The organism is Tenacibaculum skagerrakense (assembly GCF_004345825.1).
GTDB classification, from domain to species: Bacteria; Bacteroidota; Bacteroidia; order Flavobacteriales; family Flavobacteriaceae; genus Polaribacter; species Polaribacter skagerrakensis.
Genome location: NZ_SLXM01000001.1, coordinates 776,329 through 799,135 on the forward strand (window position 1 = coordinate 776,329; position 22,807 = coordinate 799,135).

Genomic DNA, 22,807 nt, shown 5'->3' on the forward strand with positions numbered 1-22,807 from the left:
ATAGGAGTTTTTTTAAGAATAAAAGTGTTCTTTTTTTACCTTTTTGTTCTTTTTTTTTTACTTAGAGTAGGAAAGATAAATTAATATTAAATTTTGTCGATATTTGTGATATGTCTAAAAAGCTACTATTACTTATCATTTTAATGATGAGTAACCCCCTAAAATCTCAAGTAAAAGAGTTACCTAATCAACCAACCATAGAAACTCTTTGCGACCAAATGCTTAGTGATTCGAATTCTGTAAGTTTCGCTAAAACGTATGAGAGAGCCCATAAATTGCTTACTTCAATTAAAAAAGAAAAAGAGTTTCTTCATCAAGAGGTAGTAGATAAGGTAAAAAGTAAATCGTATTTAAGCATCATGAGTTATCATGTGTTAAATCACAATGTAGACTCTGTTAATCACTATCAAAATTTAATTAAAAATATAAGCCATAATTTTTCTGTTTTAGGAAAAAGTGAAATGTACATAGCAAAGGCACACATTCAACAGGAAGATTACTACAAAGCGCTTAAAAGTTTTTATAAAGCAATAGAACTGTTTAAAAAGAATAATGATATCGAAAGCCAGATAGAGAGCTATGTAGCTATTGGGAGGTTTTATAGAAAAATAAATAGTATTGATTTATCAACAGAAATAGATTCGGTTTTAATGAATACTTATTTACATAAATCGAATGATAATTATTACGATAAAAAAATATATATAAATCACGCATCTCATCTTGCGTCTCTAGGGTTAGAAAGACAAGCTGTTGGGGTTCTTCAAACTATTAATCCAGAGTCATTAAAAAGCAATGCTGAAAGAAGGTACTATTACAAAGAACTGTACCCAATATTTACAAGAAATGATCAATTAGATTCCGCTAGGAAATACATTAATAAAGCTTATGAGGATCCGATTTTTAAATTACCATGTGATGATGTAAATAAAAATATAGGTTTATCATTTCTGTCTTTTAAACAAAAAAAATACCAAGAAGCTCTACAATACATAGATGTTATTAAAGAAAGTAAGTTTTTGGATAGAGTTGAAGGATATACAAAGCTTAAAATGTATCGAGTAGAATATCAATCACATAAAATACTCGGAAATTATAAAAAATCGCTTTCGGCTTATGAAAATTACTTTAAAGTAATGAATGCTCTTAAGAGTTTTCATATCAATGCCAGAGCATCTATTTTGAATTTTAAGTTACATTATGATGATAAAATAATGGAACTCAAAGAAATTAATAGAGTAAATGATTTGTTCCTGCAACAGCGTAAGAAGTTCTATATTTTATATACTTTTTTAATTACGTTTTCAGTGTTGGCATTCTTGTTTTTTATTTTTCATTCTAAAAGAAAGAAAGAACGTTTACTGCTATTTTATGAATATGAAAAAATAAAAGCAGTAACAGATTATAAAAATAGATTTATTGAAAATCTTTCTCATGAAATTAGTACACCAATTACCATAATTATTGGATATCTGAGACTTATTGGTAATAATCCAATGGATTATTCAAAAGTATTAAAGTACACCAACTTAGCTAAGAGAAGTACAGAAAATATAGCTAATTCCTTGACAAATTTCTTAACGCTTTCTAAGTTAGAAAAAGAACATTTAAATCATAAAACATTAGCATTACCATTAGGAAAGTTTATCGAAGAATGTGTAATGTCATTTCAAGGCGTAGCTGAAATAAAAAACATCTCTTTGTTTTACAAATCTAATATTAATTTGATAGAGGAACTGGATTATGATTATGATAGCTTGAAGAAAATTATAAACAATTTGGTTTCAAATGCAATTAAATACACACCGCCACAAAAAACTATTTATTTTACAGCAGAACTTTTAGAAAATGAGCTGAAAGTAACGGTACAAGATGAAGGTATTGGGATTGACAAAAAAGAGCAAGAACTTATTTTTGATCGATTTTATCAATCAAAGCAAAATCAAATTTACGGGGGGGTTGGTATTGGTCTGTCACTTGTTAATGAGTTAATTTCTAAGCTAAACGGTGCTATTTCCTTACAAAGCGAAAAAGGAGAAGGAAGCGTGTTTAAAGTTCAATTGCCAGTTGAATTAAATGAGTATTCTAAGTATCTACATCAAAACGATTTTACATTTAAAAACATTACAAATCAAACTCAAATAAATGTTGAAGAACCTGATGATGCGCCATCAATTTTAGTAGTTGATGATAACATTGAAATTATTAATTATATCAATGAGTTATTATCGCCAAACTTTAATTGCACATTTGCTTTTGATGGAGTGGAAGCCTTGAATAAAATTCTTGAGTTGCATTTTGATATTATTTTATGTGATTTAAGAATCCCGATTTTAAATGGTTATGAACTTAAAGCAGAGCTGAATAAAAATGAGAGAACTCGAAATATTCCTTATTTACTAATGACAACCTCTATGAAAGAGTTTGCTGAAGGAAAACAAAGCGCTTTAGGTATTAAAGATTATTTAGTTAAGCCTTTTAAAGATACTGAGTTACTAACCCGAATTAACTTTTTAATAGAAAAAGAACAATACCAAAAGCAATTACAAACGATAAACAATAGTGCTATTAATTATCACGGAGCCTATGCAGATTTAATGAAGAAAGTAAATGCAATTGTTATTGAAAATATTAATGATAAAGATTTTAGTGTTAATAAGCTTGCACAACTTTGTGGGTATAGTCACAAACAATTCTCTCAAATTATAAAAGAAAAATCTGGATTATCTCCTGTAAAACTTATTCTCGAAATACGATTATTAATGGCGTATGATTTAGTTATTAATAATACATATCAATCCATTAACGAGGTAATTTTTGCGGTCGGATTGAACAGCAGATCTTATTTCAACAAAGTTTTCACCAATAGATTTGGAGTGAAACCAGGAAAACTAGCTAAGAAAATTAAAGTTGATGAGTTGTAATGGTTTAACTTTTATGTTTTTAAGAGAAAAAAATTAGAAATAGTATTGGAATAATCATCCCTAAAACGGCTAGTTTCCAACCTCTTGCTTTAAATCCTTTTTTACCCATTGGAATCATTACTCCAGTAATGGCAATTACTAACATTGCAACTCCAAAAATATCTGAATACCAAACCCAAAAGTTATTAGTGGATTTATGTAGGTACATCGAATGTCCTATAATAGGAACTTTTCTCTTAAATTCGATGATTCCTTTTCCAGTAGTAGCATCAGCATCAAAAATAGCATTGCCTTTAAAGTAAACTCTTAATTTTCCTTCTCTAACTCGATGCCCGTCGTATTTTCCAACGTCTTCAGTTTTACTAATAATATATTCTTTTGTAAGTTCTTTTGTGTCTTCTGGAATTTGAAGTTCAAAAGGTTTACTATCGTAAACATAATTCATTGGATACCAATCTTGTCTATGGTTTAATATAATTCCAGAAAAGGAAAAAGCAATTATAAGCCCTAAGTAAAAGTAAGCAATGTCTCTGTGTAATCCTCTGTTGGTTAATTTCTTCATCTAAATTAAGTTTACAGGAAACAAATTTAGAATTATTCTAAATAAATCAAAGGTTAATTATGATTTAATTATTTAGGTTAGAAAACTTTGTTTTTAATAGTTTGTTAATCAGTTTATAAGGGTTTTGTTTCTTTTCAGATTAAACGATACTATAAAAAAAGAGGCCTAAAACTAAGACCTCTTTTGATGTTTTAACCGTAAAGTTACTTTTATTTAGGATCTAATATGTCATCAATTCTATCTATTGCATCTTGAAAATGATAACGAGTAATTGTATTTCTAGCTGCAGCAATGTTTCTCTGAAGATCTCTCTTTAAGCGTTTTAATTCACCTCTCACAACTGGTTTAATATCCGATTGACTAAGGTTTACAGCTGTTTGCTTAAAATAACCACCATTATTAGTTCCGCGTTGATCTTTCGCTTTGTTTAATAAGAAATCCATACGGTCTAAATAAGCTCTTTGTAAATTTCTTTTATACGTATCTACAGATTTATTTGACGTGTATAATTCTTCCCAAACGCCTCTTCGTAAATCGTTCATCATCTCTAACAACGTATACGCTTTATTTCCATTTAAAGTTTCGTTTTCTACCAAACGAACCATTCTTCCAGGTTTTAAAATACGATTTAACGTACGAACTTGTAGGCCACGAATTCTTTCAGCAAAACCAGAAAACTGAGTTTTATCAAAAATGTTTTTGTCGATTAACCAATTCGGCGTTGAAAACAATTCTTTATTCACAAAACGTAAGGCATTTTTCTGATGTGATTTAGAAACAGGAGTATACACTGCGCCATCTTGTCCAGCTGCTTTGTAATATTCGTAAACACCACCAATGTTTGAGCTAACATGTCCCATATATCTATTGAACTGTCCTAAAAGTTGCTCGTACATCGTATTCAATTCTTCATAAGATTCACCTTCTTCAGAAGTCCACTCTTCTAGTCTTGGTAAAATGCGTTTCAGGTTTTTAATACCATAATCACTTGCTTTAATTGCATCATCACCTAAATCCTCAGTTTGAGAACTTGGATCAATAATATTTCCTGCTTGTTGATGTCCAAATCGATACATTGGATCACCCGCTTTATCCGTAATCCATTTATTTAAAACTGGCTTTTCTTCCTTTGCATCTTTATCTAGTATCGGTCTGTAACCCCAGTTTATTGCGTACTTGTCATACGGACCAATATTTGGCATTAAAGCAACACCTTGATCTTGAGGTTGAGCAACATAGTTGAAACGAGCATAATCCATAATAGAAGGTGCCGTTCCAAATTTTTTAGTAAATGTTGCAGAGCGTAATGAATCTACAGGATAAGCAACAGAACTTCCCATGTTATGTGGTAATCCTAATGTATGACCAACTTCATGAGCAGAAACAAAACGAATTAAGCGTCCCATAATTTCATCCTTGAATTGATTTGAACGAGCTTCTGGATTGATAGCCGCTGTTTGGATGAAATACCAGTTGTGTAACAATGTCATTACGTTGTGATACCAGTTGATATCTGATTCTAAAATTTCACCAGACCTAGGATCACTTACGTGAGGTCCGTTAGCATTTGGAATCGGTGAAGCTAAATATCTAACTACAGAATATCTTACATCTTCAGGACTCCAATCTGGATCTTCTTCCTTAGTAGGCGGATCTTTAGCTAAAATAGCGTTCTTAAAACCAGCTGCTTCAAAGGCAACTTGCCAGTCTTCTATTCCTTGTTTTATGTACTTACGCCATACTTCAGGAGTCGCTCTGTCGATATAGTAAACAATTGGTTTTTTAGGTTCAACTAATTCTCCACGTTTAAATTTTTCAATGTCTTCATCTTTAACTTCTAATCTCCAACGATCTAAATATGTTAACGATTTACTTTTTTGAGCATCTAAGCCATAATCGGTTTGAGACCTAGCAAACCAACCTACACGTTGATCAAAATACCTACGCTTCATTGGCTTTTCAGGTAATAAAATCATTGAGTTGCTTAACTCTAAAGAAATAGACCCAACACTTCTGTTTGAAGGCGGCTCGTTTGATAAATATGTTTTTACATGACGAATTTCAATGTTCTTTGGGTAACTACTAATACGCTCAATATAAGAACGGTCTTTATCCATTCTAGTAACTTTATATTGTTTTCTTCTGAATTGAGGAAAGCCAATCGCTTGTACATCTTTGTCAAATAAAGGAGTAGCATCTATTACTGTTGCTGTAGAATCTTTACTAAAAGCTTTTATAGGAAAAGAAAATAAAATTGGCTCAAAGTTAGAATTTACCACAGCTTCATGTACTGGTAATATACTATCCGCTACAACAGAATGAGAAACGACACGTAACAAAATTTGCTTATGTTTCTTTTGCCATCTTAATACTTGTGTGTTTTGTTTACCTCCACCAAAACCAATACCGTTAGCTGTTTTAGCGATTCTAGTAACCATTAGCATTTCTTTTCCAAGCAATGAGTCTGGAATTTCAAAAAGATAATTTTGATCTTTTGAATGTACTTTAAAAAGACCTTCGTCGGTAGTGTGCTTTTTGGTAACTACTTTTTCATAAGGTTGTATAGCACCTTTTTCAGGTTTTTCTTTTGGTTTTTTAGCAGTAGCTTCTTTACTGCTTTTTGCGTCCTTTTTGCTTCTTTTTTTTCTTTGAGCATCAATAGTTGATGATGTTCCAAAAACTAAAATAAGAACAAAAATCTTAGTAATTAGTCTAATATTCATTGTTAATTTCTTGAAAAATTTAATCGAAATTAATAAACGATAAATGATAAAATCTTAATTTATTGTTAAAGCGATTGCATTATTGTTAATTAAAACAGAACAAAAAAGATTTTTTATTTTTAAACAATTATAAAGCCTCCGTTAGATGAAAAAATATTTCTTGTTATCAGCAATAGTCATATGTTTGGGTTGTTTAGCTACAATTTCAGAAAAAGAAAAAGAAGAGACTACTACTCAAAGTCTAAAAGAAAAAGAATTCCCGCTGTTAAAACCGAATCGTTATAATGTTGCTTTTCTAATAATGGATGGTACTTACAATACAGAACTAACAGCTCCTTTTGATATTTTTCAGCACACTATTTTTAGAGAAGGAATAAAAGCTATGAACGTTTTTACAGTAGCTGATACTGATAAACCCATTACAACTTTTGAAGGAATGAGAATACTTCCTGATTTTAATTATACAAAAGACAGTTTGCCAAAGATTGACATTTTAGTGGTTCCTAGTGCAGAACATCATTTAGATTCCGATTTAGAGGACAAAGAATTAATTCAGTTTGTTCAAAGAGTAGATAAAGAAGCTCAATATGTAACCTCGCATTGTGATGGGGCATTTGTATTGGCAAAAGCGGGTGTTTTAAAAGGGATAGTTTCTACTACTTTTCCTTCCGATATTGATAAAATGCGAATAATGTTTCCTGAGTTAGATATTAGAAAGGAAGTAATATTTGTTCATGATGAAAAATACATAACTTCTGCTGGTGGAGCAAAATCTTTTGAAGCTGCACTTTACCTGTGTGAGTATTTATATGGAAAGGAAATCGCGCAATCTATAGCCGGAGGGCTAGTTATTGATTGGAATAAAGACAATGTTCCGCATTTAGTTGTACAAAAATAATTCTTTAAGTGCTTAAGGATTAGTATACCCCGTTATTATTCCAATAATTAAAGAAAATAAACTAATTACGATAACAATTACTGTGAATAATAGTGCCGAAATGATACAAAAACGTAAAAATTTCAGAATAATTTGTTTGGCATTAAGTTGGTATAGTTTTCCAAAAGCATATAAATAGAACATAATGAATGCGAGTGTACTAAACGGATATAATTTAGGAGTAGTAATCATTCCTAGAATAAAAAATATAATAGAAATATACATTGTAGTTCCTTGTAAATAAGAGTTGATAACTATGTGTTCACCGTAATTATTAGGCTTTCTAAATGTTAATTTACTAATCAGTGCATAAAAAGGAATAAACAAGAAAGAGATGATATTAAAATAGTTCACAAAAAATTTAAAATAAGTATCTCCGAATTTTAGAGCAATTTGAGCTTGCTTCTGTTCTCTTTTTAAATTTTCTAGTTCTTTTTCTGAAATATCTGTAAGTTTCGATAAATCTGCTGTTGCTTTTTCTTGAAGAGCTTCGTTTTGAGATTTGTTAAAACTATTGTTAGCTTCAATAAACTCTTTAGAGAAAAAATTAAATATAATTAATGATAAAGCTGCACCTACAGCCAAATATGCAAATGGATTAACATACTTTTTTCGAGCTCCATTAAGATATCCTTTCAATACTTCATGAGGTTGTGTAAACATCTTTTTTAATGTGTTTACATACAAACTGTCCCATCCAAAGCTAGCTAAAAGCTCTTGAATCAGTATTCTAGTTGTTATTCTATCTTTAATAACCTTAGCACCACATTTTTCGCAGAATGAAGTGCGTTCTTCAAGAATGTTTCCGCAATTTTTACAAGTCACTTTAAATAGAATTTTGGTTAATCTATTTCAAATATATATGAATTAGTTAATATTTGCTGTATTTTTGCAGCATATGAGAATAAGACGATTATCTGATTGGTTACCAACTACTAATAAGGAAGTTAAGTTAAGAGGTTGGGAAGAACTAGATGTAATTTTGTTTAGTGGAGATGCTTATGTTGATCATCCATCGTTTGGGCCTGCAGTAATTGGTCGTATATTGGAAAGTTATGGTTTACGAGTTGCTATCGTACCACAACCTAATGTTAACGATAATTTACAAGATTTTACGAAACTTGGAACACCTAAGTTGTTCTTTGCGGTTACTGGAGGATGTATGGATCCGATGGTAAGTAATTATACGGCAAGTAAACGAAAAAGAGATAAAGATGCGTACACACCTAATGGAGATATTGGGTTTAGACCAGATTATGCTACATCTGTATACTCTAAAATTTTAAAAGAAAAGTTTCCTGATGTTCCTGTATTAATTGGAGGAATTGAAGCTTCACTTCGAAGAGTCACGCACTACGATTATTGGTCGGACAAATTATTACCAACAATTTTAGAAACGTCTAAAGCAGATATGTTGGTGTACGGAATGGGAGAACAACCACTTCGTGAAATTGTAGAATTGTTACAAAAAGGAGTTCCGTTTTCAAGTTTAAGAACCATAAAACAAACCGCTTTTTTGGTTGAAGAAGAAGAGAAAACGCCTAAAAACAAGAATTGGGAAGATGTTGAAATAGCATCACATGAAGATTGTTTAGCCGATAAAAAGACGTTCGCATCTAATTTTAAAGTTATCGAACAAGAGTCTAACAAGTTAATAGCTCGACGTATTTTTCAGAAAGTAGGAGAGAGGCAATTGGTAATTAACCCGCCTTTTCCAACAATGACTGAAGAGGAAATTGATGCTTCTTTTGATTTACCTTACACACGATTACCACATCCTAAATACAATAAGCGGGGACCAATTCCTGCTTTCGAAATGATTAAATTTTCAATAAACATTCATAGAGGTTGTTTTGGAGGATGTAGTTTTTGTACAATTTCTGCACACCAAGGAAAGTTTATTGCAAGTAGAAGTCAGGAATCTGTATTGAAAGAGGTAGATCAAGTTGCACAAATGGACGATTTCAAAGGATATTTATCTGATATTGGAGGTCCTTCTGCGAACATGTATAAAATGAAAGGTAAAATTCAATCGATATGTGACAAGTGTGTTGCTCCGTCGTGTATTTCACCTGTAATTTGTAGTAATTTAGATACTTCTCATAAGCCTTTAACAGAATTATATAAAGCTGTTGATGCACATCCTAAAGTAAAAAAATCATTTATTGGAAGTGGAATTCGTCATGATATGTTGGTTCCAGAATTCAATAAAAATGCAGACCCTCAAGAGCTTGATGCTTACACTGAAGAAGTAATGACAAATCATGTTTCTGGAAGACTAAAAGTAGCACCAGAGCATACTTCAGATCCAGTATTGAAATTAATGCGTAAGCCATCGTTTACCTATTTCCATAAGTTCAAAGATCGTTTTGATAGAATCAATAAAAAGAAGAAATTAAACTTACAATTAATCCCTTATTTTATTTCTAGTCACCCTGCTTGTGAACCTGAAGATATGGCAAATTTAGCAGCGGAAACGAAAGATATGGGATTTCAGTTGGAGCAAGTACAAGGATTTACTCCAACTCCAATGACAGTAGCTACTGTAATTTATTACAGTGGTTACCATCCGTATACATTAAAACCGGTTAAGACGGCTAAAACAAGAGAAGAGAAATTAGATCAGCATAAGTTTTTCTTTTGGTATAAGAAAGAAAACAGGAAGTGGATTAAAGATACCTTGAGTAAAGTTGGGAGAAATGATTTAATTCAAAAGTTATTACCTAACGATAGTTCTTGGAGAAAGAATAAACCAGGAAAAGCAAAGAATACCTTTGATGATACAGTAACTTCAGTTAAAGAGTCTCGAAGAAAAAACAAAGGTTTTAAAAAGAAACGTAGAAGATAGTATCAGTTTATAAAACAACAAAAGGCGTACTTTTTTAGTACGCCTTTATATTTATCATTGGTATATATTAGTTCAATTGTAAATCTGCAACTAAGTCAAATTCATCATAAATAGCTTTGTCTTTTAAGTTGTCAAAGAAACTAGAAGAACCATATTTAATATCAAATTTAGTTCTATCTACTTTTAAATTGGCTGTAGCTTTACTTCCGTAAATAGAAATTGAAAATTGAACCTTTTTTGTGATTCCTTTTATAGTAAGGTTAGCAGTTACTTCGTAGGCGTTTTTACCAGTAGTTTTCACTTTAGTAAAATTAAGAGATGAGGTCTCGTATGTTTCTACACCAAAAAAGTCTTTAGACTTTAAATGTCCATCTAGCTTGTTTTTATACTCACCAGTTAAGTCAGTAGTATTAATAGTTGTCATGTCTATTGTAATTGATCCTCCTGATAATTTATTATCATCAAAAGTTAAATAACCTGACTTAATACTTACAGTTCCATTGTGAGATCCAGTTACTTTATAAGCTTTCCATTCTACATTACTTTTACTTGTGTCAATTTGTTTAGTTTCTCTTTTTATGGTTGTAAAAGAAACAGTAAACAAAGCAATTAATGCAATACCTAATCCTTTTTGTATTAAATTTTTCATCGTATTTATTGTATTTAAAATTATACGACAAAGTTCAAGAAGAAAGATGATTTGAAAAATGATCTATTATATGAAATAATAGTAAACTAGTTTAACTTTTGTCTCCTTTGGCAATTTGACTTTTAATTCTGCTTAGAAATTCTTTGGTAATCCCCAAATAAGAGGCTAACATATATTGAGGTATTCTAGCCTCTATAGCAGGGAAGTTTTCTTTAAAAAATAGATATCTTTCTTTTGCAGTTTTACTAAAGTTTCTGATAATTCTTTTTTGTGAAGCAACTAATGAACGCTCGGTAATTTTTCTAAAGCAACGTTCAAGTTTAGGTATTTTGATGTATAGTTCTTCTAAATCCGTATAGTTTAATTGAAGCAGCTCTGTTTTTTCAATACATTGAACATTATAATCAGCAGGAGTTTGTGTAATAAAACTTCCCATATCTGAAGCCCACCAATCTTCTATAGCAAACATTAAAATGTGTTCTAAACCATCTGGACTAGCATAAAATAGCTTTACACAACCTTTAACAATAAAGTTAATATGTTTACAAACATCTCCTTGTTGTACTAAATATTGATCTTTTAAATATCTTCTATAAGTAATTTTTTCGCGAATCATTTCTTCTTCAGCAGGCGTAAGAGAAACAATTCGATTAAAATAATCAATTAAAGGAGTAATAGTCATAGTTTTTAAATAATAACTTGAGGGTTAAATATAAAAAGAAACCTTCTTTTCAAAAAAAAGAAGGTTGTGTAAAAAGATGAAAATTATTTTAAAAGAAATCGGTACTATTTATGATAGTTGATTGTATAATAAGTCAGCAACTAATTCAGAAGAGGCAGGGTTTTGACCTGTAATTAAATGTCCGTCTTCAATTGCATAAGGATGCCAATCCTCACTTTTACTATAGTTTCCTCCGTTTTCTTGTAGCATATTTTCTACTAAAAAAGGAACTACATCAGTTAATTGAACAGCCTCTTCTTCAGTATTACTAAATCCAGTTACATTCTTGTCTTTTACTAATGGTTCTCCATTAATTTTTGTGTTTTTAAATATAGCTGGAGCATGACAAACGGCACCAACAGGTTTCTTGTTGTTGTAGAAAGACTCAATCAATTCAATAGACTTTTTATCTTCAGCTAAATCCCATAAAGGTCCGTGACCACCAGGATAAAAAACAGCATCAAAGTCACTTTCTTTTACTTCAGACAACGTAACTGTGTTTGCTATTTTATTTTGTAAATCAGTGTCTTTATAATATCTTTCTGTAGCAGGAGTTTGAAAATCTGGTAACTCACTTTTAGGATCTATTGGTGGTTGTCCTCCTTTTGGAGAAGCGATGGTAATTTCTACATTTTTATCAGCTAAATGGTAGTATGGACTAGCAAATTCTTCTACCCAAAAACCAGTTTTTTCTCCTGTGTTTCCAAGTTGATCGTGACTAGTAACTACAAATAATACTTTTTTCATAAGTGTTGATTTTTATTTTACACAAAATTAAAACCTACGTTACTCATAAAAATTGATGTATGGTAATTAATTGTCAGAAGCAATTTCTTTTCTAATTCTACTCAAACTTTCTGTAGTAATGCCCAAATATGAAGCGATGTGGTAATTTTTTATATTTTTCTCTATGACAGGATATTTTTTTAGAAAAGCTACATATCGTTCTTTGGCAGAATTCGTTAAATTGGCCAAGATTCTTTTTTCATTTCTAACCAAGGCTTTCTCTAATTTTTGTCTAAAAAGCTCTTCAATTTTTGGGCTAAATTTATAAATAGCCTCAAAGTTTTCTTTTGAAATTTTAAAGAGTTCAGCATCTTTAATACATTCAACAAAAAGCACCGCTTTTTTGTCACCAAAATAAGCGATATAATCACTTATCCACCAGTGCTTAATGGCAAATTGTAAGGTGTGTTCTTTACCTTGTTCATCGATATGATAGGTGCGTAAACAACCATCATAAACGTAATATTGATAGTCAATATAATCTCCTTGTCTGAATAGAATTTCATCCTTTGTTACAGCAATAGGTTCTATTCTTTGTTGAATAAAATCTTTTTCCTCATTAGATAAATTAATGTCATGAAAAATTTCATCGAAAGGAATGGAGATAGATGGTTTTGTTTTCAATAGTTTATTCGTTACAAATTTTACAATCTTCTTTTTCTTGAATTTCTCCCACTAGTTTTCCTTCATCATTTAATGTTAATCCACAGCAATCCATAAATCCTTGAACAATCATTTTACGTGCTCTTTGAATTTGGGATTTTATAGTAGGTAAAGGTAAATCTAATTGTGTTGCTATTTCTTGTTGTTTCATACCTTTTATATCAGCTAAAAATAAAGGTGTTCTATATTTTTTAGGAAGATTTGTAATAATACCACGTAAGCAATCTTTTTCGGTATGAATATGCTCTTCAAGTTCAACAGGTATTTCAGGAGTTTCAAAAGTGATTGTTTTACCAGTAGATTTAAAATGATCATAAATAGCATTTCTTGTAATTGTGAAAATCCACGATTTCAATTTTGATACATCTCTTAACGTAGAAAGTTTATTGTGAATTCTTATAAAAGCGTCTTGTAAAATATCGTCAGCAATGATTTCGTCTTTAGTTTTACTTACTATAAAACGCTTTAAATCTGTGTGGTATGTAGTCCAAATTTCTCGGGTTGTCATCTTATAAATTTACGAAATAGTTTATGTCATTCCGAAGGAAGAAACCAAAATTTTATAGCACTTCTTCCTTTCAGAACAACAAGTTTAAGGTGTATTAACAATTACAGTTTGTACAGGTGCAGTTTTCGCATGTGCAATTTTTACAGTCATCTGTAGTGCAACTTGTGCAGGTGCAAGTACATTCGTTTTTGTAATTCATGTCTATTATTTTAAAGTTCACTTAATAGACCAAAAAAGGCTAAAAAAGATGCAAACTTTAAAAGAATTTTTCTAATTCTTTTCGTAAGGGTATTGATTTTATAGCCGAGATATTAGCTCCTCCACTGTTTCCTGTAGGAACCCAAAAAGGAGTAATAATAATGGAAGCAATAATTCTAATAATTTGTCCTGAAATCTCTTTAAGATTTTGTGTTTTTAAACCAACTACTAACATCCAGAAGTGAGATAAAGTATGTCTGTATGTGTTTTTTTGACCTAGAATATGTGCGTTTTCAAAATGATAGAAAGCTAATTTAAATTCTTTCTTTTTTAATAGATGTTTTCCTTGTGCAAGTTGGTTGTAAAATTCTTTTTTGCGATACTGCTTTTTAATCATATTTTCTATCTGTTTTAAAAATAGACTGAAAAACAACTTTAAAGATGCATCTGAATTTTCTAGGAAATTATTTTACAGGTTGTAATATGTCTTCAAAGTATTTTTCCCACGAACCATTTTTTAAATTTTCTCCGTATTCATGGAAATAGCCTTCTTTAGTTAGAGTGAATGTAATTCTACGCTCTTTAGTGAAGTAGACTCTAAAAACGTTGTCTTCAAAGTTTCCTTTGTATTTATCCCTTAGCCCGGCTTTTGAAAAAGGATGATAATAATAACATTGTTCTTTACTATTGTAAGTTATTATGGTGTGCAGTTCAATCCAAGAAGATTTTACATCTAAAACTAATAAACTACCATTCATTTTATAAGTAACATCTTCTGTAACTTCGGTAGTTTTTGTTTCTTTTTCAGAAAAGGAAAACGAAGTTCCTTTCCAGTTACCAATCATGAAAGACAACTTATCTAAAGCTTCTTTTTCAGCCTGAGCTTGTGATGAAAAAGAAGCCATAAAGAAGTATAGAAGTAAGCTGTAAATTAGTTTCATGTTTAGTGAACTTTTTCTCCGTTTACATAAGTGGCAGTAACTTTTGAAGTTGGAACTTTATGAATATCAACATTCATTATATCCTGATTTAGGATTATAAAGTCAGCCATTTTACCAACTTCAATACTTCCTTTTTCGTTTTCTTCAAAGTTTGCATACGCATTCCAAATAGTCATTCCTTTTAGCGTTTCCTCTCTAGTTAGCGCATTTTCCATTTGATAGCCATTTTCAGGATAATTATTCAAATCTTTTCTAGCTACAGCGGCATAAAATGTTAAAAAAGGACTTACTTTTTCTACAGGATAATCAGTACCTAAAGCTACTTTACCATACACATTTAGTAATTTCTTAAAAGCATATCCACCTTTAATACGCTCTTTTCCAACTCTGTCTTCAGCCCAATACATATCAGAAGTAGCATGAGTTGGTTGAATAGAAGGAATTACGTTTTTAAACAGATCAAAATCAGGTTGGTCAACAATTTGTGCATGTTCAATTCTCCAACGTCTGTCTGTTTGTCCATTTAAAACATCTTGATAAGTTTTTAACATTAAATAATTAGCTGAATCTCCAATGGCATGTGTGTTCATTTGGTATTCAGAATCAGCAATTTGCTTAGCGATTTCTTTATAGCGTTCTGGTGAAAAAATTAAGGCGCCGAAGTGATTATCTCGATCACTGTAAGGTTTTTTCATGGCTGCACCTCTTGAGCCTAAAGCTCCATCACCATATACTTTAAAAGAGCGAACATTTAAACGATCTGTTTTTATGATGCCTTTTTTGATGTAATAATCTAAATTTGGTTGAGTAGCAGAAACCATTGCGTACACTCTAATTTTTATTTCTCCAGCCTGTTGTAAACTGTCAATTAATTCAATAGTTTCTTTATCTAAACCAGCATCTACAACAGTAGTTAATCCGTATGAGAAATTAATTTTTTCTGCTTCTTTTAAAGCTTGAATTTGTTCCTTTTTAGATGGAGTAGGAGTTTTGATAAAATCCATAGCATTATCAATTAATACACCTGTTAGTTTTCCATTTTCTTTGATAAACTCACCACCTTCTACTGTAGAAGTCTCAGTAATTCCAGCAATATCCATAGCCTTTTGATTTACTAACATTGCATGACCATCAACACGCGTAATAGCTACAGGAATATTTGGGAAAATACTATCTAGTTTTTCCTTAGTAGGAAATTCTTTTACTTCCCAATCATTCTGATCCCAACCACGACCTGTGATGAAAGAGACATTTTTTTCTTTTTGGAAATCAACTAGTTTTTGTAAAACTTCTTCGTAGCTAGAAGTACCAGTAACATCTACTTTTTGAAGTTGTAATCCAAATCTATAAAAGTGACAATGCCCATCTATAAAACCAGGATATACTGCATCTCCTTTTGCATCTACAATATTGGTTGCGTTGTATTTTTGTTCAATTTCTTCAGTAGTACCAACAGCTAAAAATTTCCCATCTTTGATGGCAAAACTTTCTACTGAAGCGAAGTCATTATTTACGGTGTAAACTTTTGCGTTTTTTACAATAATATCAGCCTCTTGTTTTTGGTTACAAGAGAATAAAGTTACACTTAAAAGTGTCAATGTGATTAGTTTTTTCATTTAGGTTAAATCGTTTTGATATAGATACCAAGCCCAAGCAATAAGTAGGAATTGGATTAAAATTCTGATGTATGCGATTTTTTTAGTTTTCATTGCTGGTTTTTCTCTTGTTGCATCCCAAATATGAATGGGTAAAAAAACGAGCATAAGGATAAATATTCCGTAGGCTGAAATACTTTCATAACCTTTTATAAAAAGTCCGATTCCTAACATCAATTCAACCAAACCAGAAACATAGGTTACTGCAAGTTTTGGTAAAAAATTAGGAATGATAGGATTATAGAATTTTGGTTTGTAAAAATGATAAAAGCCAGCAAATAGTAACATTGCCGACATTAAAATTTTCAGTCCTAAGGATACATATTCCATGTTAAATTATTAAGGTTTTACTTTATCTTCCGTATATAAATATTTATCCATAAGATAAACTAAGCTAGCCATAGAAGCACTTCCAAGTTCTAACTCACGTTTATTTACTTTGTCAAACGTATCAATACTTGTATGGTGATAGTCAAAGTAACGTTGACTGTCAGGTCGATATCCAACTAAGGTAATTTCATCATTTTTAAGCGGGCCAATATCTGCTCCACTTCCACCTTTTATTAAATCATGTAATCCATATGGAGCAAGTAATTTTTTCCAGCTTTTAACTAACTGAGTATTCTTCCCATTAGCATCGATAGAAAAACCTCTAGGAGTATGTCCACCAGCATCACTTTCTAGTCCCGCTACATGAATTTCGTTATTTTGTTTGGCTTGTTCTGCATATTCTTTTGCACCACGAGTTCCATTTTCTTCATTCATAAAGAATACAATTCTAATGGTGTTTTTTGGCTTGATACTATTTTTTTTGAATAAGTATGCAACTTCCAAAGATTGAACTACACCAGTTCCGTCATCATGAGCACCTTCACCCAAATCCCAAGAATCTAAATGACCACCAACGACAATAATTTTTTCAGGGTTTTCAGTTCCTTTAATTTCACCAATAACATTATGAGAAGGAGCATCTGGAAGCGTTTCGCAACTTTGTTTAAAATAAAATTCTAAGTTTGGATTCGTTTTTAAGTCGTTACTCAATAGCTCGGCAGCTCTAGAGCTAATTGCGGCAGCAGGAATATATTGTTCTTTAGGAATGTCTCCATAACCCATTGTTCCTGTATGAGGATAATCATCAATTCCATTAGTCATTGAACGAACAATTACACCTTTCGCACCAAATTCGCTACAGACTCTAGCGCCTGAAAAGCGTTGACCTACGCAACCTCCGTAGGCTTGAAATGTATTGATAAGTGTATTATCAAAAGCACCGTTAAAGAAAACAATTTTTCCTTTTAATTTATCGCCCATTTCTTTAGCTTCATCCAAACTTTTCACTTCAACCACTTCGCCTGTAAGTCCATTTGAAGGTGTAGCAATAGAAAAACCTAATGCACAAATAGGAACATTTTTCTTTTCACCATTAATAGTATAATATGCTTCTTCTTTTTCTCCACGAACCCAATGAGGAACCATAACAGGTTGTAACCAAACTGAGTCCAAACCAACATTTTTCATTAATTCTTTACTCCATAAAACTGCTTTTTCGGCTTCAGGAGAACCTGATAAACGACCTCCGATATTTTGAGTTAAATCACGTAGCCATTCATACGATTTTCCTTTGGTTAAAGCTGTATTAAAGAGCTGCTTAATATTAGTGCTGTCTATTTTCTCTTCTGAAGAAAGAGTATTAGAAGCAACTTCAGGTTTTTTAGTTTCTGTAGTACATGCAATAAATAAGCTAGAAGCTAATGCCCATAAAGTGATTTTTTTCATTGTAATTAGGTTGATTAAAAACCTAAAACTACAAAAAGTTTACTAGAACAATGCGTCAAACTTATAAATAATACCACCTATTACCTGAATACCTTGTGCATTAAAGTTATTGAATAATTGATAGTTACTATTCGTTATGTTGTTTGCTCTAAGAAAAACCGAAAACAAATCATTAATGTGATATCCTCCGTCTAAATTTAAATCGATGTAAGCATCTAAATCAACAACATTAGGAGTTCCAGAAATGTATGTTAAGCCTTTTCTGCCTCCAACAAAATATAAGTTAGCACTAGCGTACCATTTTTTCTCTTTGTAAGTAGCAAAAATATCGCTTTTAAGTTGTGGTAAATTCCAAGCTTCTGTTTGTGTGCTTACATCATACGTGTTAAACTCTAAGTTCATTCCTAAGTTTAAATGTCTTGAATAATCATATGTAATCCCACCAGCAAAATAAACTGTGTTTACATCATCATAAGCAACATTAAAAGAGTTACCGTAATCATACCCCTTAAAGAAAATTCCACCTGGAAAGCTAGTATTTATACCATTTGAGTTAGAAGGATTAGCAACAAATAATGCTTTGCTTTCTTCTCTTTTAAAACCTGCTTTTACATCATAATTAATATTACCACCTAAAATACCTCTAAAACCACCATAAAAGTTTAATGCTTCGCTACTTTGGGTAATATTTAATGTTGGAGAAACATAAGGGTTTTGAGATGTTAAACTCTGAAATGAGTTTACAGTTAAATCACCAGTAACTCCAGAATAAATATTAGCATACCTTTTTATGATTGGATAGTTGACTTCAACATCAGGGTAGGCGAAGAATTTTCCTTCAGTATTTTCTAAATCAAAAGAATAATATGCTTTTGCGCCTAATTTTACATCAAATTTTTTATACGAAAAAGAATAACTAGGGTTGATTCCTGCTGTAGCAAAGCTATAACTAATTTCAGTTAAAGGATCCGAATAACTTCTTGCAAATCCACCATTTATAAAATTAATAGAAGTACCTAATTTCAAATCGTCTAAGTTTAATCCAAATCGACCAAAAGGAAATGCAAATTGCGCATCTATATCAGCATGAAGTTCATCTGTTTCATAAGCATCTGCAAAATAAGCTACAGAACCTCTCACTTCTTGTAAATCTCTATCTGGAAAATGAATAGAACCAAAAATATTATAGTATTTATGAGTTTGTGCCGGATCAATACTGTTTACAGTAGGATCTAGAAAAGTTATATTTGACGGTAATCCGTAATAATTATACTTATTTCGATACGCATTGAAACCAGCGGTCCAATCATAATAACGCATTTCTTGTTTTAAGAATAAATCAACACTAGCATTATAATAACTACTGTTTAGACGAGTATCGGCTACGGGATCAGAAGAGGCAATAAAATTAATTTTACCACCATATTCGTATTCAAAAGCACTGTTGTTATGGAAATATCCTTCTACAAAAGGAGTGGTATTGTTACCAAAACCTAAGGAAACATAATTGTTAAATAAACGTTCACGATCTCCAACATCAATGCCTTTTAAAACACCACTTTTAGGAATATAAGTAGAAATTACAGGAACTGACTTTATTTTATAATCTAAAGGTTTTCTCTGTACCTTTTTTGATAATTCTATTACAGGCTTTCGTTTAAGTTTAAAAGCATCTGTTACTTTAGGAGCATAGGAAGTAACTACTTCTACAACTTCTGTTTTAACAGTGTCTTTAGCTTTTTCAGTGTTGGGTTTGGTTTGAGCAAAAACAACACCATAAGCCAAAGTACATATTGTTGTAACTATATATCTTTTCATGAATTTTTAATTTTGGGAATTGATAGATTCGTTAGTTTTTGCTTCTTTACTTTTAATCTTGCTTAATTCGTTTTTAGCTTCTTCTACTAAATCTTTAAACTGGGTGAAATTCTTGATAATATTATCTAAAATATACGTTGCCTGATATGCGTCTTTCAGTTCGTAATAATTTTTTGCCATTACGATATAACTTTTCACTCCCCAATATTTATAAGTGGAATAATTTGCAATTAAATTTTGCACTTCTGTATTTGAATCTTCATACGCTTTAGCCTCATTTAAAAAGAACGCTTTGTAGTATAGTGCTTCTGCTTTTAATTCTCCAGTTGCCGTTTCATTTAAAACAGAATAATACTCTTCCGCTGTAACATAATCACCAGTTTCAATAGCAGATCGCGCAATGAAAATTCGAGCATCTTCAGCAACAATTTGATCAATTTTACCATTACTCAATACTTTTTCAGCGTATTGGACTGTTTTTGCATACTCTTTTTTATTGTAGTACCCTTTCATTAAGTTACTTTGAGCAAAAATGATATTCTGATTGGTATTTGCTTCTTTCTCTAATCGTTCTAACAGAGGAATAGCTTTGTCCCATTGTTCTTTTTCTAAATACAATAAACTAAGTTTCGATAAAGCCTCTTCAGAGAATTCGTTTTTAGCTTGTTTAGTTACATATTGATAATTTACAATTGCTTCATCCTTTCTTTTGTTATTAAATAATAACTGTCCTAGATAAAAATTAGCTTTTAAAGCATGAATTCCATTTGGGAAATCTCTAAGATATGTTTGAAATCCTTCAATTGCTCTAGAAACATTATTTTGTAAAAACTTATTTTCAGCGGCTTCATAAGTAGTATTATCAATGTCGCTGTTGGTTACATTTATAAAGTCAATATTCTTAACCCATTTAGCATATTCATCTACTTTTCCTAAGTCTACATACACATTTCGAGCATTAGAAACTGCCTGTCTAGCTTCTCCAGAATTAGGATATTTAGCAACTACTTCCTTAAATTTTGTTAGCGCATTGCTATTACTACCTTCATTGTAAAATAATAATCCTTGACGTAATAAAACACTTGGAGCATAACTACTATTCGGATGATCGGTTAGAATTTTATCATACGTGCTTTTTGCTTGACGCGATTTTCCTTTGGAAGTATAAATAGTGGCTAATTGAAATAAAGCATCGTCTTTTAAGTTAGAATCACTAAAGTCTTTGATAAGTTTATTTAACGCATCTATTTTTCCATTAGCATCTCCAGCTAAACCAATACTCATTGCTTTTTGATATTGAGCATAATCTGATCCAGTGCCTCCTTCATTGATAACTTTGTCATATGCTTTAATAGCATCAGAATATCTTTTTGAAGCATAAAAAGAGTCTCCTAATCTGTTGGAAGCATCATCATTTAAGTCATTATCATTTATTTCTTGACTTAAAAAGCTTTGAAAATACTTAGCAGAGTTCTCATAATCTTTTAATTTGAAATGAGTATATCCAATATTATAGTTTAATGTTTTTGAATCTTTAAACTCATAATTATTGATAGAGTTGAAAGTCTTTAGTGCTTTATCATAATTACCCAGTTGGTAATTTGTTTCTCCTAACCAGTATTTAGCTTTATTACTGATAGTGTCATTTTTAGCACTAGTAGCAACATCAAATTTTGGTAAAGCTTCTCTTAATTTTTGCTCGTTAAATAATTGAATACCTCTATAAAGTGAAACTTCATTTGCTAAATCATTATTTTTTGAATTTTTATTGCTATTTAAATAATTAATAGCACCCTGATAATCTTGTTGGTGTAAATAGGAAGTAACTAGTAAACTTTCAATCTCTTGACGGTGTTCTGATTCTGGATATTTTAAAATAAAAGCTTTTAGAACTTCAGGTACACTTTGATATGGATTTCCTTCTTCATAACTCAATTTAGCATAATTTAAATCGGCGTCTGTAGCAATGATAGGATCAAAATCCATTTCACTTGCATTTTTAAAAGCGTTTAAGGCTTCATTTTTTTTATCAGCTTTTAGATAGCAAACTCCTAAATGATAATAGGCGTTTTGTGCTACGCTATTCTGACCGCCAATAATTTTATTAAATTGCCCAATTGCGCTTTCATAATCTTCAAGTTTATAATAAGAGTATCCTAAATAGTAATAATCGGTGTTGGTCCATTTGCCATTTTTTCCTTCATACTGATTTAAATAAGGAACGGCTTGTTCATATTTCTCAAGATTAAAATAACTTTCACCTATAATTTTACAGATATCTGATTTTTGCTTTTTCTCGGCAGTAGGTAATATTTTCTCTCCAATTTGAACAGCTTTTTCAAATTTACCGCCTTTAAAAGCCATGTCTAATAAGTAGTAATTAGCTTTCGATTTGTAGGTTTCGTTATCGGCAAGCTGACTTAAATTGTCTTCTGCTTCTCCAAAGTTTTGTTGTTTGTAAGAAATATAACCATAGAAATAACGTGCGTCAGTTCCATATCTTGGATCTCCTAGAAGTGGTGCAAATCGTTCCTTAGCATCTTTTAAGTAATTAGAAACTAAAAGAGCATATCCCATTTTATAATTCAGTTCCTTCTGTTCCTCTTTGTTTAATAGTTTTTCATCAACTTTTTGATACCACTTAAGAGAATGTGAAGCTTTTCTGTTCGCGAAATAGTAATTACCAACGTTTAAAAAAGCCTTTTCTTTTTTACTGCTGTAAGGATGTTTTCGAACAAATTCTAATACTTGATCGTCTGCATCTGTCTGATTTAACTTAATTGCACACATGGCGTCGTAAAAATCGGAATCTGTTTTTACATTAACTTTCGAGGTAGTTGCCGAAACTTCTTTAAAAATTCTTTGAGCTCCAGAATAGGCCTTATTGTTATATAAGGTCATAGCTCTGTGAAACTGGGCATCTGTATTGGTTTGGAATTCAGTTTTCTGTGCTTCTGTATTTAAAATACCTATGAAGCAGCAAAATAAAATGAATATATATTTCATACGTTAAATTTACCTTTATTCGTTGTTCCCAAAAGAAATAACGTTGTTTTTTTTGTTTTGTTTGATAATTAAAGTTCAAAAATAAAAAAAGT

18 protein-coding genes are annotated in these 22,807 nt (G+C 31.1%); 3 read left to right on the plus strand and 15 right to left on the minus strand.

The window, feature by feature from the left end; all coding sequences use genetic code 11:
• Positions 1-110 precede the first annotated feature (110 nt).
• On the plus strand, positions 111-2,924 hold the full coding sequence (locus tag EV195_RS03635; RefSeq protein ID WP_132793044.1) for an ATP-binding protein: 2,814 nt from the start codon (positions 111-113) through the stop codon (positions 2,922-2,924).
• Between the two features lie 19 nt (positions 2,925-2,943).
• On the opposite strand, the gene EV195_RS03640 is transcribed toward EV195_RS03635, so the two are convergent.
• Together EV195_RS03640 and EV195_RS03645 are read right to left on the minus strand one after the other, a co-directional pair.
• Positions 2,944-3,486 carry a PepSY-associated TM helix domain-containing protein gene (locus EV195_RS03640; RefSeq protein ID WP_132793047.1) on the minus strand — a complete coding sequence of 181 codons (543 nt, stop codon included), beginning with the start codon at positions 3,484-3,486 and terminating at the stop codon, positions 2,944-2,946.
• A 209-nt stretch (positions 3,487-3,695) separates the two neighbouring features.
• Positions 3,696-6,209, minus strand: a complete 2,514-nt coding sequence (locus EV195_RS03645) for a zinc-dependent metalloprotease (protein ID WP_132793050.1) — start codon at positions 6,207-6,209, stop codon at positions 3,696-3,698.
• A gap of 145 nt (positions 6,210-6,354) precedes the next feature.
• Between EV195_RS03645 and EV195_RS03650 the strand changes: the two genes are divergently transcribed.
• Complete coding sequence (locus tag EV195_RS03650; RefSeq protein ID WP_132793053.1) at positions 6,355-7,107, plus strand: DJ-1/PfpI family protein; 753 nt, start codon at positions 6,355-6,357, stop codon at positions 7,105-7,107.
• 12 nt (positions 7,108-7,119) lie between these two features.
• Here the strand turns inward: EV195_RS03650 and EV195_RS03655 are convergent, their stop codons facing one another.
• On the minus strand, positions 7,120-7,971 hold the full coding sequence (locus tag EV195_RS03655) for a DUF3667 domain-containing protein (RefSeq protein WP_132793057.1): 852 nt from the start codon (positions 7,969-7,971) through the stop codon (positions 7,120-7,122).
• Between the two features lie 73 nt (positions 7,972-8,044).
• On the opposite strand from EV195_RS03655, the gene EV195_RS03660 reads away from it, so the two are divergent.
• The gene (locus tag EV195_RS03660; protein ID WP_132793059.1) at positions 8,045-9,994 is read left to right on the plus strand and encodes a YgiQ family radical SAM protein; all 1,950 of its coding nucleotides are present in this window, start codon (positions 8,045-8,047) and stop codon (positions 9,992-9,994) included.
• 67 nt (positions 9,995-10,061) lie between these two features.
• Here EV195_RS03660 and EV195_RS03665 read toward each other — a convergent pair whose 3' ends face one another.
• The 12 genes from EV195_RS03665 to EV195_RS03720 form a co-directional block, all read right to left on the minus strand.
• Positions 10,062-10,643 (minus strand): YceI family protein, encoded by a 582-nt coding sequence (locus EV195_RS03665; protein WP_132793061.1) that lies wholly within the window; start codon positions 10,641-10,643, stop codon positions 10,062-10,064.
• A 91-nt stretch (positions 10,644-10,734) separates the two neighbouring features.
• A complete protein-coding gene (locus EV195_RS03670) occupies positions 10,735-11,325 on the minus strand; it encodes a Crp/Fnr family transcriptional regulator (RefSeq protein ID WP_132793063.1) in 591 nt (196 codons plus the stop codon).
• A gap of 108 nt (positions 11,326-11,433) precedes the next feature.
• Positions 11,434-12,111 carry a type 1 glutamine amidotransferase domain-containing protein gene (locus EV195_RS03675; protein ID WP_132793064.1) on the minus strand — a complete coding sequence of 226 codons (678 nt, stop codon included), beginning with the start codon at positions 12,109-12,111 and terminating at the stop codon, positions 11,434-11,436.
• A gap of 66 nt (positions 12,112-12,177) precedes the next feature.
• Positions 12,178-12,774, minus strand: a complete 597-nt coding sequence (locus EV195_RS03680) for a Crp/Fnr family transcriptional regulator (protein WP_243693057.1) — start codon at positions 12,772-12,774, stop codon at positions 12,178-12,180.
• A gap of 4 nt (positions 12,775-12,778) precedes the next feature.
• Positions 12,779-13,321 (minus strand): sigma-70 family RNA polymerase sigma factor, encoded by a 543-nt coding sequence (locus tag EV195_RS03685; RefSeq protein WP_132793066.1) that lies wholly within the window; start codon positions 13,319-13,321, stop codon positions 12,779-12,781.
• Between the two features lie 256 nt (positions 13,322-13,577).
• Positions 13,578-13,916: a DUF3703 domain-containing protein gene (locus tag EV195_RS03690; RefSeq protein WP_132793068.1), complete on the minus strand. Its 339-nt coding sequence runs from the start codon at positions 13,914-13,916 to the stop codon at positions 13,578-13,580.
• 67 nt (positions 13,917-13,983) lie between these two features.
• Entirely contained in the window at positions 13,984-14,460 is a 477-nt protein-coding gene (locus EV195_RS03695; protein ID WP_132793070.1) for a hypothetical protein, read from the minus strand.
• A 2-nt stretch (positions 14,461-14,462) separates the two neighbouring features.
• Positions 14,463-16,076: an amidohydrolase gene (locus EV195_RS03700; RefSeq protein ID WP_132793072.1), complete on the minus strand. Its 1,614-nt coding sequence runs from the start codon at positions 16,074-16,076 to the stop codon at positions 14,463-14,465.
• On the minus strand, positions 16,077-16,445 hold the full coding sequence (locus EV195_RS03705) for a DoxX family protein (RefSeq protein ID WP_132793074.1): 369 nt from the start codon (positions 16,443-16,445) through the stop codon (positions 16,077-16,079).
• Positions 16,446-16,454: 9 nt separating this feature from the next.
• The gene (locus tag EV195_RS03710; RefSeq protein WP_132793076.1) at positions 16,455-17,891 is read right to left on the minus strand and encodes a M20/M25/M40 family metallo-hydrolase; all 1,437 of its coding nucleotides are present in this window, start codon (positions 17,889-17,891) and stop codon (positions 16,455-16,457) included.
• Positions 17,892-17,933: 42 nt separating this feature from the next.
• Entirely contained in the window at positions 17,934-19,709 is a 1,776-nt protein-coding gene (locus EV195_RS03715; RefSeq protein ID WP_132793078.1) for a TonB-dependent receptor, read from the minus strand.
• A 6-nt stretch (positions 19,710-19,715) separates the two neighbouring features.
• Positions 19,716-22,715, minus strand: coding sequence for a tetratricopeptide repeat protein (locus EV195_RS03720; protein WP_132793080.1), 3,000 nt, complete (start codon positions 22,713-22,715; stop codon positions 19,716-19,718).
• Positions 22,716-22,807 lie beyond the last annotated feature (92 nt).